This window comes from Leclercia sp. M-A074-M (assembly GCF_965195605.1).
GTDB lineage: Bacteria > Pseudomonadota > Gammaproteobacteria > Enterobacterales > Enterobacteriaceae > Enterobacter.
The window spans coordinates 1-15,609 of record NZ_CBDAHM010000015.1; the positions used below are offsets into that span (position 1 = coordinate 1).

Annotated in this window: 16 protein-coding genes and 1 other annotated feature; of the genes, 7 read left to right on the forward strand and 9 right to left on the reverse strand. The window is 54.4% G+C overall.

Annotated features, from left to right (window positions below):
• Positions 1-396 precede the first annotated feature (396 nt).
• The 3 genes from clpB to rluD all read right to left on the reverse strand — a co-directional run bounded on the left by clpB (position 397) and on the right by rluD (position 4,808).
• Entirely contained in the window at positions 397-2,970 is a 2,574-nt protein-coding gene (clpB, locus tag ACOKCT_RS21470; protein WP_103180772.1) for an ATP-dependent chaperone ClpB, read from the reverse strand.
• A 129-nt stretch (positions 2,971-3,099) separates the two neighbouring features.
• Positions 3,100-3,831, reverse strand: a complete 732-nt coding sequence (gene yfiH, locus ACOKCT_RS21475; protein ID WP_420193862.1) for a purine nucleoside phosphorylase YfiH — start codon at positions 3,829-3,831, stop codon at positions 3,100-3,102.
• A complete protein-coding gene (gene rluD / locus ACOKCT_RS21480) occupies positions 3,828-4,808 on the reverse strand; it encodes a 23S rRNA pseudouridine(1911/1915/1917) synthase RluD (protein ID WP_103180774.1) in 981 nt (326 codons plus the stop codon). The genes yfiH and rluD overlap by 4 nt, the downstream gene beginning before the upstream one ends.
• A 130-nt stretch (positions 4,809-4,938) precedes the next feature.
• Between rluD and bamD the strand changes: the two genes are divergently transcribed.
• The 4 genes from bamD to pheA all read left to right on the forward strand — a co-directional run bounded on the left by bamD (position 4,939) and on the right by pheA (position 7,707).
• On the forward strand, positions 4,939-5,676 hold the full coding sequence (gene bamD, locus ACOKCT_RS21485; protein ID WP_103180775.1) for an outer membrane protein assembly factor BamD: 738 nt from the start codon (positions 4,939-4,941) through the stop codon (positions 5,674-5,676).
• A 270-nt stretch (positions 5,677-5,946) separates the two neighbouring features.
• Complete coding sequence (raiA, locus tag ACOKCT_RS21490) at positions 5,947-6,288, forward strand: ribosome-associated translation inhibitor RaiA (RefSeq protein WP_032613238.1); 342 nt, start codon at positions 5,947-5,949, stop codon at positions 6,286-6,288.
• A gap of 103 nt (positions 6,289-6,391) precedes the next feature.
• Positions 6,392-6,517: a sequence feature (Phe leader region), on the forward strand.
• Positions 6,393-6,440, forward strand: a complete 48-nt coding sequence (locus ACOKCT_RS21495; RefSeq protein WP_193312005.1) for a hypothetical protein — start codon at positions 6,393-6,395, stop codon at positions 6,438-6,440. Its footprint overlaps the feature before it by 48 nt.
• Positions 6,518-6,546: 29 nt before the next feature.
• Positions 6,547-7,707 (forward strand): bifunctional chorismate mutase/prephenate dehydratase, encoded by a 1,161-nt coding sequence (gene pheA / locus ACOKCT_RS21500; protein WP_103180776.1) that lies wholly within the window; start codon positions 6,547-6,549, stop codon positions 7,705-7,707.
• Here pheA and ACOKCT_RS21505 read toward each other — a convergent pair.
• From ACOKCT_RS21505 to aroF, 3 genes are read right to left on the reverse strand one after another with little or no spacing between them, the layout of a single operon-like run.
• Positions 7,704-8,576 (reverse strand): SMP-30/gluconolactonase/LRE family protein, encoded by an 873-nt coding sequence (locus ACOKCT_RS21505; protein WP_103180777.1) that lies wholly within the window; start codon positions 8,574-8,576, stop codon positions 7,704-7,706. The genes pheA and ACOKCT_RS21505 overlap by 4 nt on opposite strands.
• A gap of 60 nt (positions 8,577-8,636) precedes the next feature.
• Complete coding sequence (gene tyrA / locus ACOKCT_RS21510) at positions 8,637-9,758, reverse strand: bifunctional chorismate mutase/prephenate dehydrogenase (RefSeq protein ID WP_103180778.1); 1,122 nt, start codon at positions 9,756-9,758, stop codon at positions 8,637-8,639.
• A gap of 10 nt (positions 9,759-9,768) precedes the next feature.
• Entirely contained in the window at positions 9,769-10,839 is a 1,071-nt protein-coding gene (gene aroF / locus ACOKCT_RS21515; RefSeq protein WP_103180779.1) for a 3-deoxy-7-phosphoheptulonate synthase AroF, read from the reverse strand.
• Positions 10,840-11,053: 214 nt separating this feature from the next.
• Here aroF and ACOKCT_RS21520 point away from each other — a divergent pair, with 214 nt between their 5' ends.
• The 3 genes from ACOKCT_RS21520 to dgcN all read left to right on the forward strand — a co-directional run bounded on the left by ACOKCT_RS21520 (position 11,054) and on the right by dgcN (position 13,326).
• The gene (locus tag ACOKCT_RS21520) at positions 11,054-11,428 is read left to right on the forward strand and encodes a DUF2799 domain-containing protein (RefSeq protein ID WP_103180780.1); all 375 of its coding nucleotides are present in this window, start codon (positions 11,054-11,056) and stop codon (positions 11,426-11,428) included.
• 199 nt (positions 11,429-11,627) lie between these two features.
• Entirely contained in the window at positions 11,628-12,113 is a 486-nt protein-coding gene (locus tag ACOKCT_RS21525) for a YfiR family protein (RefSeq protein ID WP_103180781.1), read from the forward strand.
• Positions 12,106-13,326: a diguanylate cyclase DgcN gene (gene dgcN, locus ACOKCT_RS21530; RefSeq protein WP_420193863.1), complete on the forward strand. Its 1,221-nt coding sequence runs from the start codon at positions 12,106-12,108 to the stop codon at positions 13,324-13,326. The genes ACOKCT_RS21525 and dgcN overlap by 8 nt, the downstream gene beginning before the upstream one ends.
• Here the strand turns inward: dgcN and ACOKCT_RS21535 are convergent.
• From ACOKCT_RS21535 to rplS, 3 genes are all read right to left on the reverse strand, one after another.
• Complete coding sequence (locus ACOKCT_RS21535; RefSeq protein ID WP_103180783.1) at positions 13,310-14,677, reverse strand: PepSY-associated TM helix domain-containing protein; 1,368 nt, start codon at positions 14,675-14,677, stop codon at positions 13,310-13,312. The genes dgcN and ACOKCT_RS21535 overlap by 17 nt on opposite strands.
• Before the next feature lie 53 nt (positions 14,678-14,730).
• Entirely contained in the window at positions 14,731-15,126 is a 396-nt protein-coding gene (locus ACOKCT_RS21540) for a DUF2946 domain-containing protein (RefSeq protein ID WP_255410827.1), read from the reverse strand.
• A 129-nt stretch (positions 15,127-15,255) separates the two neighbouring features.
• Positions 15,256-15,603 (reverse strand): 50S ribosomal protein L19, encoded by a 348-nt coding sequence (gene rplS, locus ACOKCT_RS21545; protein ID WP_002914145.1) that lies wholly within the window; start codon positions 15,601-15,603, stop codon positions 15,256-15,258.
• Positions 15,604-15,609: the final 6 nt, after the last annotated feature.

Consider the following 15,609-nt stretch of genomic DNA (forward strand, 5'->3'; position numbering starts at 1 on the left):
GAATTACGTGTTCACTCAGAGACTTGGTATTCATTTTTCGTCCGAGGACGTTAAGAATCCATGTCACTTTGAGTGCCCACACAGATTGTCTGATAAATTGTTAAAGAGCAGTGCCGCTTCGTTTTTCGCTGCGGCGCGGGTTGTGCATACTACGCTTTCCCGCTTCAGAGTCAAGCGATTATTTCGCGCTTTTCTCTGCTGATTCGGCGGCTTGCTTGCCGTTGTTCCGTGTCAGTGGAGGCGCATTATAGGCAGTTCTTCGGAGCTGGCAAGTATAAAGTGAAAATTATTTATCGACCGCTCACTTTCCAGGCAACTCCGCATTTGGATCTCTATTTTTGCCTGGTTTTTAAACAAAAACGAGCCCTCCGGGGGCTCGTTTTTGCGTTTTGTGATTTACTGCACTGCCACAATGCGATCGTCGTTAGCTTCCAGACGGATAACTTTGCCCGGAATCAGCTCCCCAGAGAGGATCTGCTGTGCCAGCGGGTTTTCGATCTGCTGCTGGATAGCACGTTTTAATGGACGCGCACCGTATACCGGATCGTAACCATTCTCGCTCAGCAGCTTCAGCGCATCGTCGGAAATGTGAATTTCATACCCACGCTCTTCCAGACGTTTATAGAGACGCTGCAGCTGAATCTGCGCAATCGAGGCAATGTGTTTCTCACCCAGAGGATGGAAGACCACCACTTCATCAATACGGTTGATGAACTCAGGACGGAAGTTATGGCTCACCACCCCGAGCACCAGGTCCTTCATATGGCTGTAATCCAGTTCACCGAAACGTTCCTGAATCAAATCAGAACCCAGGTTCGAAGTCATGATGACAACCGTATTACGGAAGTCGACCGTTCTCCCCTGCCCGTCCGTCAGACGACCATCATCCAGTACCTGTAGCAGAATGTTGAACACATCCGGATGCGCTTTTTCCACCTCATCCAGCAGGATGACGGAATAAGGACGACGGCGCACTGCTTCCGTCAGGTAACCGCCTTCTTCATAACCAACATAACCAGGAGGCGCACCGACCAGACGTGAAACGGAGTGTTTTTCCATAAACTCGGACATATCGATACGCACCATCGCATCGTCACTGTCGAACATAAAGTTAGCCAGCGCTTTGCACAGTTCGGTTTTACCGACGCCGGTTGGCCCCAGGAACAGGAACGAACCAATCGGGCGATTCGGATCGGAAAGCCCTGCGCGACTACGACGGATAGCATTCGATACCGCTTCAACCGCCTCGTTCTGCCCAATCACACGATTATGGAGATCCTGTTCCATACGCAGCAGTTTTTCACGTTCGCCTTCAAGCATGCGCGCCACCGGAATCCCGGTCCAGCGAGCAAGCACTTCAGCAATTTCCGCATCCGTCACTTTATTACGTAACAGACGCATCGTTTTACCTTCCGATTGCGTCGCCATCTGAAGCTGTTTTTCCAGCTCAGGAATTTTGCCGTACTGCAGTTCAGACATGCGCGCCAGATCGCCCACACGACGCGCCTGCTCAATGGCAATTTTTGCCTGTTCAAGCTCAGCTTTGATTGTTTGAGTGCCAGACAGGGAAGCTTTCTCGGCTTTCCACTCTTCTTCTAACTCAGAATACTGGCGCTCTTTATCATCCAGCTCTTCATTAAGCATATCCAGACGCTTTTTACTCGCTTCATCAGACTCTTTTTTCAGCGCCTGCTGTTCCAGCTTGAGCTGAATGATCCGGCGATCGAGTCGGTCCAGCTCTTCTGGCTTGGAGTCAATCTGCATACGAATACTGGAGGCCGCTTCGTCGATAAGGTCGATCGCTTTGTCAGGCAGCTGTCGGTCGGCAATATAGCGATGCGACAAGGTAGCAGCCGCCACGATGGCCGGGTCAGTAATCTGCACATGGTGGTGCAGCTCATAACGCTCTTTCAGGCCACGCAGGATCGCGATGGTATCTTCCACTGACGGTTCAGCCACAAATACTTTCTGGAATCGACGTTCCAGAGCAGCATCTTTTTCAATGTACTGACGATACTCATCAAGCGTGGTGGCGCCCACGCAGTGCAGCTCGCCGCGAGCAAGAGCGGGTTTCAGCATGTTCCCGGCATCCATGGCACCATCGGCTTTACCTGCTCCCACCATCGTGTGCAGTTCGTCGATAAACAGAATGACGTTGCCTTCCTGTTTCGCCAGATCGTTGAGCACGCCTTTTAAGCGTTCTTCAAATTCGCCGCGGTATTTGGCCCCGGCCACCAGCGCGCCCATATCCAGTGCCAGTACACGGCGGCCTTTCAGACCCTCCGGCACTTCACCATTGACGATACGCTGGGCAAGCCCTTCCACAATAGCCGTTTTACCGACGCCCGGCTCACCAATCAGCACCGGGTTATTTTTGGTACGGCGCTGCAGGACCTGAATGGTACGGCGGATCTCTTCGTCACGGCCAATGACCGGGTCAAGCTTGCCCTGTTCCGCACGCTCAGTCAGGTCGACCGTATATTTTTTCAATGCCTGACGCTGATCTTCAGCACCCTGATCGTTCACGCTCTCACCTCCGCGCATTTGTGCAATCGCCTGCGTCACATTGGCGGTAGTTGCGCCAGCTGTTTTCAGCAGGTCGGTCAAGGTGCCACGTGATTCAAGCGCCGCCAGAACAAAGAGCTCTGACGAAATAAAGTTGTCGCCGCGTTTCTGCGCCAGTTTGTCGCACAGGTTTAATACGCGAACCAGATCCTGAGACGGCTGAACATCTCCGCCTGTGCCCTCTACCTGCGGTAAACGGCTCAGCGCCTGATCGATGGCTGTGCGTAACTGGCCCGCATTAATGCCGGCAGATGTCAATAAAGGACGTACCGATCCCCCTTCCTGATTCAGTAAGGCGCTCATTAAATGAAGAGGTTCGATAAACTGATTGTCGTGCCCCAGTGCGAGAGACTGGGCATCGGCGAGAGCAAGCTGGAATTTATTAGTAAGACGATCCAGACGCATAACTCCTCCCATAACAGGTCAAAATTGCTACTGGAGATTAAATGAGGTCATCCCTCAATTATTCAAGGTGAATGACCTGAATTATGCGAAAAGAAAACGGCGCGTACCGGATCGTCTTGATTCTATAGGTTATATCAGCCAAATGAAACTTGCCATACGCCCGGTAGTCTTGTCGCGGCGATAGGAAAAGAAATCATCGTTTTCGGTGAAGGTGCAGCGATCGCCGCCGTAGATCTGGCTGATACCGACGCGGGTCAGGCGCTGGCGGGCAAGCTGATAAATGTCCGCCATATACTTATCCCCTGCCGGAAGAAAAGCGCTCTGCGCCTGCGGATCGTGCGCCATAAAAGCGTCACGCACCTCCGGCCCCACTTCAAAAGCCTGTGGGCCAATGGCCGGGCCAAGCCAGGCGATGATGTTATCCGCGCTGTCGGCAAAACAGGCGACGGTCTCTTCCAGTACGCCAGCGCACAATCCGCGCCAACCGGCATGGGCGGCCGCCACTTCCGTGCCCGCACGGTTGCAGAAAAGCACCGGCAGACAGTCAGCGGTCATGACGGCACAAACCGTGCCCGGAGTATTGCTGTAAGACGCATCGGCACGTTTCGAGGCATACGGTTCACCGGTGAGACGAAGCACAGCGGTGCCATGTACCTGCTCAAGCCAGACCGGTTTTGACGGCAACTGGCCTGCCGCAAACAACCGCTTACGATTCTCTTCAACGTGATCGAGGTTATCGCCACAGTGAGCGCCCAGGTTCAATGATTCCCAGGCCCCCTCACTCACGCCGCCGATACGGGTTGAACTGCAGGCCGCCACACCTTCTGGCGCAGGCCACTCCGGGACAATCAGTTTGGTCATAACCAGTCCACGTCATCCTTATGTTCTTCAAAATCGGCACGCATCGCGTCGATAAGATCCACCATATCCTGTGGAATTGGCGCATGCCATTCCATCTCAATGCCGGTGATCGGATGGTAGAGACGTAGCATGGTTGCGTGCAGGGCCTGGCGGTCGAATTTACGCAGCATCGCGATAAATTCGTCAGACGCCCCTTTCGGTGGACGCGGACGACCACCGTACAGCTGATCGCCCACCAGCGGATGGGTGATATGGGACATATGCACACGGATCTGGTGCGTACGGCCCGTTTCCAGACGCAGACGCAGACGCGTATGAATGCGGAAATGCTCCATAATGCGGTAGTGCGTGACGGCCGGTTTACCCATCGGGTGAACGGACATGTGGGTACGCTTGGTCGGATGGCGACTGATAGGCTGCTCTACCGTGCCACCGGAGGTCATATGCCCAATAGCAACCGCTTCGTATTCACGGGTGATTTCACGCAGCTGCAGGGACTCCACCAGACGCGTCTGCGCCGGAATGGTCTTGGCAACGACCATCAGGCCGGTGGTGTCTTTATCCAGACGGTGAACGATCCCCGCACGCGGTACGTCCACAATAGGAGGATAGTAGTGCAGCAGGGCGTTCAGTACAGTGCCGTCAGGGTTACCTGCGCCAGGGTGTACAACCAGATCGCGCGGCTTGTTAATAACCAGGATGTCGTCATCTTCATAGACGATATTCAGCGGGATATCCTGAGGCTCAAAACGGACTTCTTCTTCGATATCAGCATTGATGGCGACCACTTCCCCACCCAACACTTTCTCTTTTGGCTTGTCCCAGATCTTGCCATTTACCAGCACGCGCTGGTCAAGAATCCATTCTTTTATGCGTGAACGCGAATAATCAGGGAACATTTCGGCCAAAGCCTGATCTAAGCGTTGTCCGAGCTGTTTTTCGGAGACTGTTGCGGTGAGTTCTACTCGTTGTGCCATAGACTGCTTCTTCGTTTAACGTTGGGTTTTACGGCTTTGCCGTTTAATATAGTGTGCTATTGTAGCTGGTCTTAATCGGGAGCAGGAAAGAGATTCTCCCGGACAAACATTTGAGGAAAGTCAAAACGTCATGACGCGCATGAAATATCTGGTGGCAGCGGCCACGTTGAGCCTGGCTTTGGTAGGCTGCTCCGGTTCGAATGAACAGGTCCCTGACAATCCGCCGAATGAAATCTATGCGACTGCTCAGCAAAAGCTGCAGGACGGTAACTGGAAACAGGCGATAACGCAACTGGAAGCGCTGGATAATCGCTATCCATTTGGCCCGTACTCCCAGCAGGTACAGTTGGATCTGATCTACGCCTACTATAAAAATGCCGATCTGCCACTGGCCCAGGCGACGATTGATCGCTTCATGCGTCTGAATCCGACCCATCCGAATATTGACTACGTGATGTATATGCGCGGCCTGACCAATATGGCGCTGGATGACAGCGCGCTGCAGGGCTTCTTTGGTGTGGATCGCTCCGACCGCGACCCGCAGCACGCCCGCGATGCGTTTAATGACTTCTCTAAACTGGTTCGCGGCTACCCGAACAGCCAGTACGTAACGGATGCCAGCAAACGTCTGGTGTTCCTGAAAGACCGTCTGGCGAAATACGAATACTCTGTGGCGGAATACTATACCCGTCGTGGTGCATACGTTGCCGTCGTGAACCGCGTCGAAGGCATGCTGCGTGATTATCCGGATACTCAGGCAACGCGTGATGGCCTGAAGCTGATGGAAAACGCCTATCGCCAGCTGCAGATGACCTCCCAGGCTGACAAAGTGGCGAAGATCATCGCCGCGAACAGCAGCAGCTCCTGATCGTCCAGTAGAATGCAAAACGGCAGCCTCAGGGCTGCCGTTTTTTTATCCATTCCGCATCAAGCTGAAGCGGTTTAGCCTGCACGAATCCTATCAACTATGGCCGCAATTTGTCGCTTCGACAAGATAAATGTTACGTGTTCCTGTCCTGCCTCACAAAAAGAATCCGTTGACAAAAAGTGACATAAAAATGTGATTTACATCACACATTTTGACATTAGGAACGGTATGCTGGACTCACCAAGACGGGAAAGACAAGAGGTAAAATTTATGACAATGAACATTACCAGTAAACAAATGGAAATTACTCCGGCAATCCGCCAGCACGTCGCAGACCGTCTCGCCAAACTGGATAAATGGCAAACACACTTGATTAACCCACATATCATTCTCTCTAAGGAGCCACAGGGTTTCATCGCTGACGCAACTATCAATACTCCAAACGGCCATCTGGTCGCCAGCGCGAAACATGAGGATATGTACACCGCCATCAACGATTTGATTAACAAGCTGGAACGGCAGCTCAATAAAGTGCAACACAAAGGTGAAGCCCGTCGCGCCACAACATCGGTGAAAGACGCCAGCTTCGCAGAAGAAGTTGAAGATGAGTAATCCTTTACATTGAGTCTATCGCCAACGCGCCTTCGGGCGCGTTTTTTATTGACAGGGTGAAAACAGTACGGGTACTTTAAGTCTGTCTTCTGAAGGAATTTTCCATGACCATTAAACCGTTTTTCTTCGCATTCTTTTTTACCTTCCCCTGATTGGGAGGCGTTTCGTCGTGTGATAAAGAATGCGAAGACGAACAATAAGGCCTCCCACACCGGGGGGCCTTTTTTATTGATAACGATAAATGACAAAGGCAACGCTATGACACCGGAAAACCCGTTACTGGATCTGCGAGATAAGATCAGCGCTCTGGATGAAAAATTGCTTTCACTACTGGCCGAACGCCGTGCGCTGGCCGTTGAGGTCGGAAAAGCAAAGCTGGCTTCACATCGTCCGGTACGCGATATCGATCGGGAGCGCGACCTGCTGGAACGCCTGATTAACCTTGGTAAAACGCACCATCTGGATGCGCACTACATTACCCGTCTGTTCCAGCTGATTATCGAAGATTCCGTTCTCACCCAGCAGGCGTTGCTGCAGCAGCATCTGAACAAAACTAATCCGCACTCGGCGCGTATTGCCTTCCTGGGACCAAAAGGGTCCTATTCCCACCTCGCTGCACGTCAGTATGCTGCCCGTCACTTCGAAGAGTTTATTGAGAGCGGCTGCGCGAAGTTCGCCGATATTTTCAATCAGGTAGAAACCGGCCAGGCAGATTACGCTGTCGTGCCGATTGAGAACACCAGTTCCGGTGCCATCAACGACGTTTACGATCTGCTCCAGCACACTACGCTGTCGCTGGTCGGCGAGATGACGATCCCGATTGACCACTGCGTACTGGTTTCCGGAACGACTGACCTCGACAAGATCGAGACGGTCTACAGCCACCCACAACCTTTCCAGCAGTGCAGCCAGTTCCTGAACCGCTATCCGGGCTGGAAAATTGAATATACCGAAAGCACGTCAGCCGCGATGGAGAAGGTCGCACAGGCCAACTCCCCCACCGTTGCCGCGCTCGGCAGCGAAGCGGGCGGGGCGCTCTATGGCTTACAGGTGCTGGAGCGCAACCTGGCCAACCAGACGCAAAACATCACCCGTTTCATCGTGCTGGCGCGTAAAGCAATCAACGTCTCCGATCAGGTGCCGGCCAAAACCACCCTGCTGATGGCGACGGGCCAGCAGGCCGGCGCGCTGGTTGAGGCTCTGCTGGTACTGCGCAATCACAATCTGATTATGACCAAACTGGAATCGCGCCCTATTCATGGCAACCCGTGGGAAGAGATGTTCTATCTCGATATCCAGGCCAACCTGGAGTCTGCGTCCCTGCAGAAAGCCCTGCGTGAACTGGGTGAGATCACCCGCTCCATGAAGGTGCTGGGATGCTATCCGAGCGAAAACGTCGTCCCGGTCGATCCGGCTTAACGCGCGATAAATGGGCCTTTTTTCACTCCTGCCACGCTGACGGGCAGGGTGAAAATGGCGCCGGAAAGAGGATATGCCGCCACCTCCTGTGCGTCCATGTTCTCACGGGTGGTGGTAATAAACAGCGTCTGCATATCATCGCCCCCAAAACAGACCATTGTCGGACAGCGCACCGGCAACCGGTACTCTTCCAGCTGTTCGCCCTGCGGTGAAAAACGGGCGATCCGCCAGCCGTCAAACAGCGCGCTCCAGTAACAGCCCTCCACATCCACCGCCGCGCCGTCCGGGATCCCCTCCCCCGGCTGGAACCGGCGAAAGACTTCCCGTTTACCCGGTTCGCCCTGCTCATCCAGCGGCGTACGGTAGATCACCGCATTGGGCGTGTCTGAGGTGTACATCCAGCGCCGGTCATCGCTAAAGGCCAGCCCGTTATGGCCGTGGATATCACACTGGATCACCTCCGGCGTCAGGTCGTTATCGATACGCATCAGCAAGGCGCCGTTATAGTCCCCCGGAGCCCAGAATGTGCCCGCGTAAAAGCGGCCGAAATGATCGGTTCCCCCGTCATTAAAGCGTGCCAGCTGCGGGTTCGACGGATTATCACAAACTTTTCGTTGTAGCAGCCCATGCTTATCCGCCAGCCAGATGCCCGTGCGCATGGCGACAATAAAGCCCCCATCCTGACGCAGCGCGAAGCACCCCACCTCTTCATGGAAGGATAAAACGCTGTGTTCACCCGTCGGCAGATGGTAGCGGTGGATCTCGCCTTCCAGAATATCCGCCCAGTAGAGCGCGCTTTCTGCTTCGCTCCAGGTGGGGCACTCTGGTAAGTGCCCCGTATAGTCAAACAAAACGCGTGGTTCAGCCATGACAGTTCCCCAAAATAAAAAAAGCCAGCAGTGCTGGCTTTCAGTATATACATCATCAGATTACTGGCGACTGTCATTCGCCTGTCGGAGCAAAATGCGGCTCTCGCTCTGGAAACGCTGGGCGTAATCGCCAAACCAGTGCTCGACCTTGCGGAAGCTGTCGATAAAGGCCTGCTTATCGCCCTGCTCCAGCAGCGTAATCGCCTCACCAAAACGCTGGTAGTAACGTTTGATCAGCGCCAGGTTATTGCCCGAGGACATAATGATATCCGCATAGAGCTGCGGATCCTGGGCAAACAGTCGTCCGACCATCGCCAGTTCAAGACGATAGATAGGAGACGACAGCGACAGCAGCTGCTCAAGCTGAACGTTCTCTTCCGCCAGGTGCAGGCCATACGCGAAGGTTGCGAAGTGACGCAGCGCCTGGATAAAGGCCATGTTCTGGTCATGCTCGACGGCACTGATCCGGTGCAGTCGTGCGCCCCATACCTGAATCTGCTCCAGGAACCACTGGTACGCTTCTGGCTGGCGGCCATCACAATAGACGACTACCTGCTTCGCCAGACTGCCGCTGTCCGGGCCGAACATCGGGTGCAGCCCCAGCACCGGACCACGGTGTGCGGCAAGCATCGCCTGCAATGGACCATTTTTTACCGAGGCGAGATCGACCAGAATACAGTCATCCGGCAGCGGTGGCAGTCGGGCAATAATCTCTTCGGTGATGTGGATCGGTACGCTGACAATGACCATACCCGCATCGGCCACCATCGCCTGCGCCCGGGTCCAGTCCTCTTTTTCAAGGATGCGGACCTGGTAGCCTGAGAGCGTGAGCATCTTCTCGAAGAGACGCCCCATCTGCCCGCCGCCACCGACAATGACCACCGGGCGCAGCGTCGGACAAAGGGTTTTAAATCCCTTGTCGTTTTCGCTGGAATACGACTCGCGCATCACCCGGCGCAGTACATCTTCTATCAGGTCCGGCGAGACGCCCAGCGCCTGCGCCTCTTTGCGCCGGGAGGCCAGCATGGAGGCTTCGCGCTCCGGCACGTAAATCGGCAAGCCATATTTACTTTTGACTTCACCTACCTCGGCGACCAGCGCCATGCGGCGCGCCAGCAAATCCAGTAGCGCCTTATCTACCTCATCAATTTGATCGCGCAGGGCGGTCAATTCAGCAACCATAACAAACCTCTTAAGCCAGACGCGTCGCCAGCTGGCCGTTCAAATCTTTGTGGATCTCACGCAGCAGCGCATCGGTGGTTTCCCAGCTGATGCAGGCATCCGTAACAGATACCCCGTATTTCATGGTGCTGCGCGGCTGCTCAGATGACTGATTGCCTTCATGGATGTGGCTTTCAATCATCAGGCCAATAATCGAACGGTTGCCATCTTTGATCTGCGCGACGACGGATTCCGCCACCGCAGGCTGACGACGGTAATCTTTATTGGAATTACCATGACTGCAATCTACCATCAGCGCCGGGCGCAGTCCTGCCTGTTCCATCTCTTTTTCACACTGCGCCACATCTGCCGGGCTGTAGTTAGGCGCTTTGCCGCCACGCAGGATAACGTGTCCGTCCGGGTTGCCCTGGGTCTGCAGCAGGCAAACCTGGCCCGCCTGGTTGATGCCGACAAAACGGTGCGGCATGGCAGCGGCACGCATAGCGTTGATGGCTGTGGCCAGGCTGCCGTCTGTTCCATTTTTGAAACCGACCGGCATGGAGAGGCCAGAAGCCATTTCACGGTGCGTCTGAGACTCGGTCGTACGCGCCCCGATTGCCGACCAGCTAAAGAGATCGCCCAAGTATTGTGGGCTGTTCGGATCCAGCGCTTCTGTCGCCAGCGGCAGCCCCATGTTCACCAGCTCCACCAGAAGATTACGCGCAATCTTCAGACCGGCTTCCACATCAAACGAGCCATCCATGTGCGGATCGTTAATCAACCCTTTCCAGCCGACAGTGGTACGAGGTTTTTCAAAATAGACGCGCATGACCAGGTAGAGGCTATCGCTGACCTCCTCGGCCAGAGCTTTAAAACGATGGGCATATTCGATGGCAGCTTCAGGATCATGAATAGAGCACGGACCACATACCACCAGCAGACGCGGATCGCGCCCGGCGATGATGTCGGAAATGGTCTTGCGGGAGTGCGCGATTTGCGCCTCCTGCTCAACGCTCAGCGGGAATTCCGCTTTCAGTTGATCCGGAGTAATCAAAACATGTTCATCAGTAATATGTACGTTATTCAGCGCGTCTTTTTGCATGATTGCGGTCCTGGAAGCTCGTTTGCGATAGTGGTTTCCTCACTGAGGAAGCCCAACGATATCACATCAAGTAAAGATTTCAATCCAAAATTCGTAAATAATAGTTTACAACGCCTCTTTTCAAGCAAAAAACATCTGATTAAGGTGTAACGTAAAAATTACAGAATAGATTCTTATCGCCAGGCTATGCTCAATGGAAAAAGGAGAATGCCTTATGCGCCTGACCGTTATCCCGCTTTTGGGTCTGCTATTAACCGCTTGTCAGATTGATCCTTACACTCATCAGCCTCACTGGACCGGCACCGACTGGTATGGTGCGGGGAAAGAAGACGCGATGGACGGCGTGGCCGTAAAATCCCGTGAAACGCTTGCCGCTAATTTTAATGACCCTAAGGTGGACCGCCCGGCCTATCTCAAAGGATATAAAGAGGGACAAAAGAAAATATGCCAGGAAAATTTTGTTTACGCCTGGGGATTAGCCGGTCGAATATTCCCCGCCAGCTGTGATACCGCTGAAAACGCCACTCAGCTCCGCACCGCCTGGCAGCAGGGTATGGATGAAGGTACAAAAGCCAGCCGTTTGAATTAATAACCTCGATAGCTCCTTTTTAAATTAAGGAGCCAGGATTTTACTTAAGCTCCTTAATATCAGCGCGACGTAATGACGATCCGGGTAAAAAATGGTATTATTGCGGCAAAACTAAAGGGCTAATATTCCCAGAGTGGTATGGCGGATTCTGGTGGGTAACTATTTTCTCATTTCCGGTTGTCGGGTAGCGCTGGTAGTGATGCTGTTAATATCCTGCGGACACGCTATTGGCGGAACATTATCCAGAACGGATAAATCGGTACGTTCAATTGTCTCCGGGATCGTCAGTTATACCCGCTGGCCCACCCTCTCTGGCCAGCCAACCCTGTGCATTTTTGCCTCTTCCCGCTACGTTGAGGCGCTCAGTATCGATGGCCCGGACACGCTGCCCTATATCCCCGTCATTATCCATAGCGATCAAGAGGCACTGAGTGCAGGATGCCATGCGCTCTATTTTGGCAGTGAGCCTCCCCACGCCCAACTTGAATTAAGCACAGCATTTAATGCCAGACCGTTACTCCTCATTGCGGAGCAAAATTCGCAGTGTCTTACAGGCAGCGCTTTTTGCCTGATAATAGACGATAGACAGGTCAGATTTTCCGTCAATATGAATGTGCTGTCGCGCAGCGGAGTCCGGGTTAGTCCTGATGTGTTAATGCTTGCATGGAATACAAAGCATGAATAAGGAATTTACATCAGCGCCGCGTCCAACGTTCAAAAGAACCCTCAGGCGCATCAGTATAATTAGTGTTCTCATTACCATGACGCTGGTCTGGTTATTATTGTCTATTGCTTCGGTATTCACACTGAAACAGTACGCGCAACGAAATCTTGAATTAACCAGCGCCACGGTAAGTCGCAGCCTGGAGGCGACGCTGGTCTTTAATGATACCGCCGCCGCTCACGAAGCGCTGGCCACACTCGGCAAACAGGGGCAATTTTCGTCAGCAATATTGCTGGACCGCCACGATAACCCTTTTGCGGCGTGGTCAATGGAGCCAGACGTGCAGGCGGATCCCCTGAGTCAACTGGTCAGCCAGTGGTTATTCCCCCAGCCCATCAGACAGCGCGTCTGGCACAACAACCTGCCGATTGGTGAATTACGCCTTACCGCACGTGACAGCCTTATTAGTCACTTTCTCTGGACGTCTCTGGCCGTGTTAACCGGTTGCATCCTGTTTGCCTCCCTGGTGGCGTTAGCGATAACCCGCACCCTGCACAATGGCGTGGTCACCGCCCTGCAAAACATTACCGAGGTGGTGCATGATGTCCGTACGAACCGGAATTTCTCCCGCCGGGTGCCAGAGGAGCGTATTGATGAATTTCATCGTTTCGGTCAGGACTTCAATAGCCTGCTGGATGAAATGGAGGAGTGGCAGCGCAAACTACAGGCGAAAAATGCCCAGCTGCTGCGCACTGCCATGCACGACCCGCTCACCGGGCTGGCGAATCGGGCCGCTTTTCGTACCCGCATCTCGGCCCTGATGAGTGACGCCTCCTCGCGGGCTAACGCCGCCCTGCTCTTCCTGGATTGCGATGACTTCAAGCTGATTAACGATACCTGGGGGCACGCCGCGGGCGACGATGTGCTGATTGAAGTGGCCCGCCGCATGGTCGAATTCAGCGGCGGGCGTCATCAGCCCTATCGTCTGGGCGGGGATGAATTTGCCATCATTCTGTATGGCGTCCACTCGGAGTACGAGGTTCTGCGCCTTTGCGCTGCGCTGAAGCAGCAGTTCAGCCCCTCATATGAGCTGCAAAACGGACTCAGCACCAGAATGTCGCTCAGCATTGGCTTCGCGCTGGGCTGGGAACACCATTCCGTTGAAGCGTTGCTCGATCAAGCCGACCGGAATATGTATCTGGTGAAGCATCAGCGTCCTAGAAATTCCGCGTAGAAGACAACGCCGCTGATGCCCCGCGCCAGCGCAGCCAGTCAACGATGACGAACAGCGCCAGGCTGCATCCCATTACTGGCATCGCCAGCCCCAGTAAAAAGGCGATAGCGAAAGAGAGCACGCGCCCCCACAGCGGCAACGCCAGCCAGCTCTGACACAGCGTCTGCGCCGGATTGGTTGCCGTCTGGCGGGGTCTTCGCATCCACCACATCCGGTATCCCCAGACGATCATCACACACAGCGCGAGGCCAAAAGCGATCAGCACCAGCTGGTTTGGCAGGCCAAACAGCACCCCCATATGGAAATCCACACCCCAGCGGGTCAGTTTGGCCATCAGCGGGAAATCCGCAAAGCGGGTCCGATCGATCACCGTCAGGGTCGCCGGGTCAACAGCCACCGCGTCCACCTGCGTCGGCCAGCCGCGATCGATCTCCGTTACCGTCCACGCCGTGGTAGCGCTTTTCGCCGGGCGGATCTCCAGCTTCGTGGCATCAATACCTGCTGCATAAGCCGCGTTCATTACGCCGTCATACAATGCCAGGTCGGGCTTCATCTGCGGCATGGGCATCGACATGTGGTGACCATGATGATCGGCATGCGGATCGGCGACCTCCGCCGGACCGTGCAGCTGCGTGTTCACCTGCGGCGTGAGCCAGTTCAGCTGCGCACGCAGTTTATCCACGTTGCCCCCCGCCCACTGGGACCAGGTCAGGCCGGTAGCCGAGAACAACAGCATGCCCAGCAGCAGACACCAGCCGAGGGAGACGTGTAGCCGACGGTGGTTCTGGAAGCGGTTATTGATGCGCCGTTTTGGCCGGGTATAGAACCACAGCGCGATCCCTCCCAGCGCAGCGATCCACATCCATGACGCGGCCAGCTCGCTGTAGATACGCCCGATATCGCCCAGCAGTAATGACCGATGCAGATAATCAATCTTCTGGCGTAACGGCAGGATACCGCTGGTGCCATAGACGGTCATATCGCCGCGCACCGCCAGGCTGACCGGGTCGATAAAGATGGCCCGGTTCTCAGAGGCGTTCAGCGCCGGGTCGGCATACATCACCCGGGTGGTCTCACCTGCAACCAGGCCCGGACGTACCGCATGCAGAGGTAGCCCTCCGCCGGTGACCTTTTCTGCGACCGCGATCTGTTCAGCAAGGGGACGCGCTTCTCCCTCGGTCTCGCTGAACAGGGCATGATGATAAAGCGCATTTTCCAGCTGCGGCGTAGCGACATAGAGCGTACCTGAGAGCGCAGCGATGAAGATAAACGGCCCGACAAACAGACCAATATAGAAGTGAAGACGACGCAGCAGGTTGCCCCAGGCTGCGCGCGAAGTGCAGGTAGTCATGCTTTCCCTTTTTCAGGCAATAGATTATCGGTACACCAGGGTGTACGTTTTATTTAAATGGAATAAGCAGACAGGTGCGGCGGTGCGCGGGTATCGGGGCAGAGCCAGGGGAAGAAGTGCCAGTGGCGAACAGAGGGGCGCGGCGGCGTCAGGCGCTGCCTGAGTAATACCGCGCACAGCAGCATCACCAGCGCCAGAATCACACCCGGCACGTGGGCCAACAGTACGCAGTAACCGCAGGCTTCGGCATGGTCAACCGGCATGCTTTCGGGCGGGGCATGGTGCTCTGCCATCATGCTCATGTCATGGTGCATGCCGGGCATCGCGCTCATGGGATCTTTTTGCAACGAGACAGAGACCAGCGGCGCAAAGACGATCATCAGGATCGCAAATAACGCGAGACCTGCCGCGATACGTTGCCATTTTGTCTGATGCTGTTGAGTCGTCACTTACCCTCCGTTAGAGCAGGGGCATTGTAAACGATTTATGACGAAGAAGTTAATGCGCAGGGCACAGAGAGATAAAAAAAGGCCGGCCATTCGGCCAGCCCTTTTTACAGGATGTCGCACAAGCGAATCTTAGTTCAGACGCTCTTTAATACGAGCAGACTTACCAGTACGCTCACGCAGGTAGTACAGTTTAGCTTTACGTACAGCACCACGACGTTTAACAGCAATGCTGTCAACTACCGGAGAGTGAGTCTGGAAGACACGCTCAACGCCTTCGCCGTTGGAAATTTTACGAACAGTGAATGCAGAGTGCAGACCGCGGTTACGGATAGCGATAACCACGCCCTCAAATGCCTGCAGACGTTTTTTGGAACCTTCAACAACCCATACTTTCACTTCCACGGTATCACCCGGACGGAAGGAAGGTACGTCCTGCTTCATCTGCTCTTGTTCAAGTTGCTTAATAATGTTGCTCATAATTTA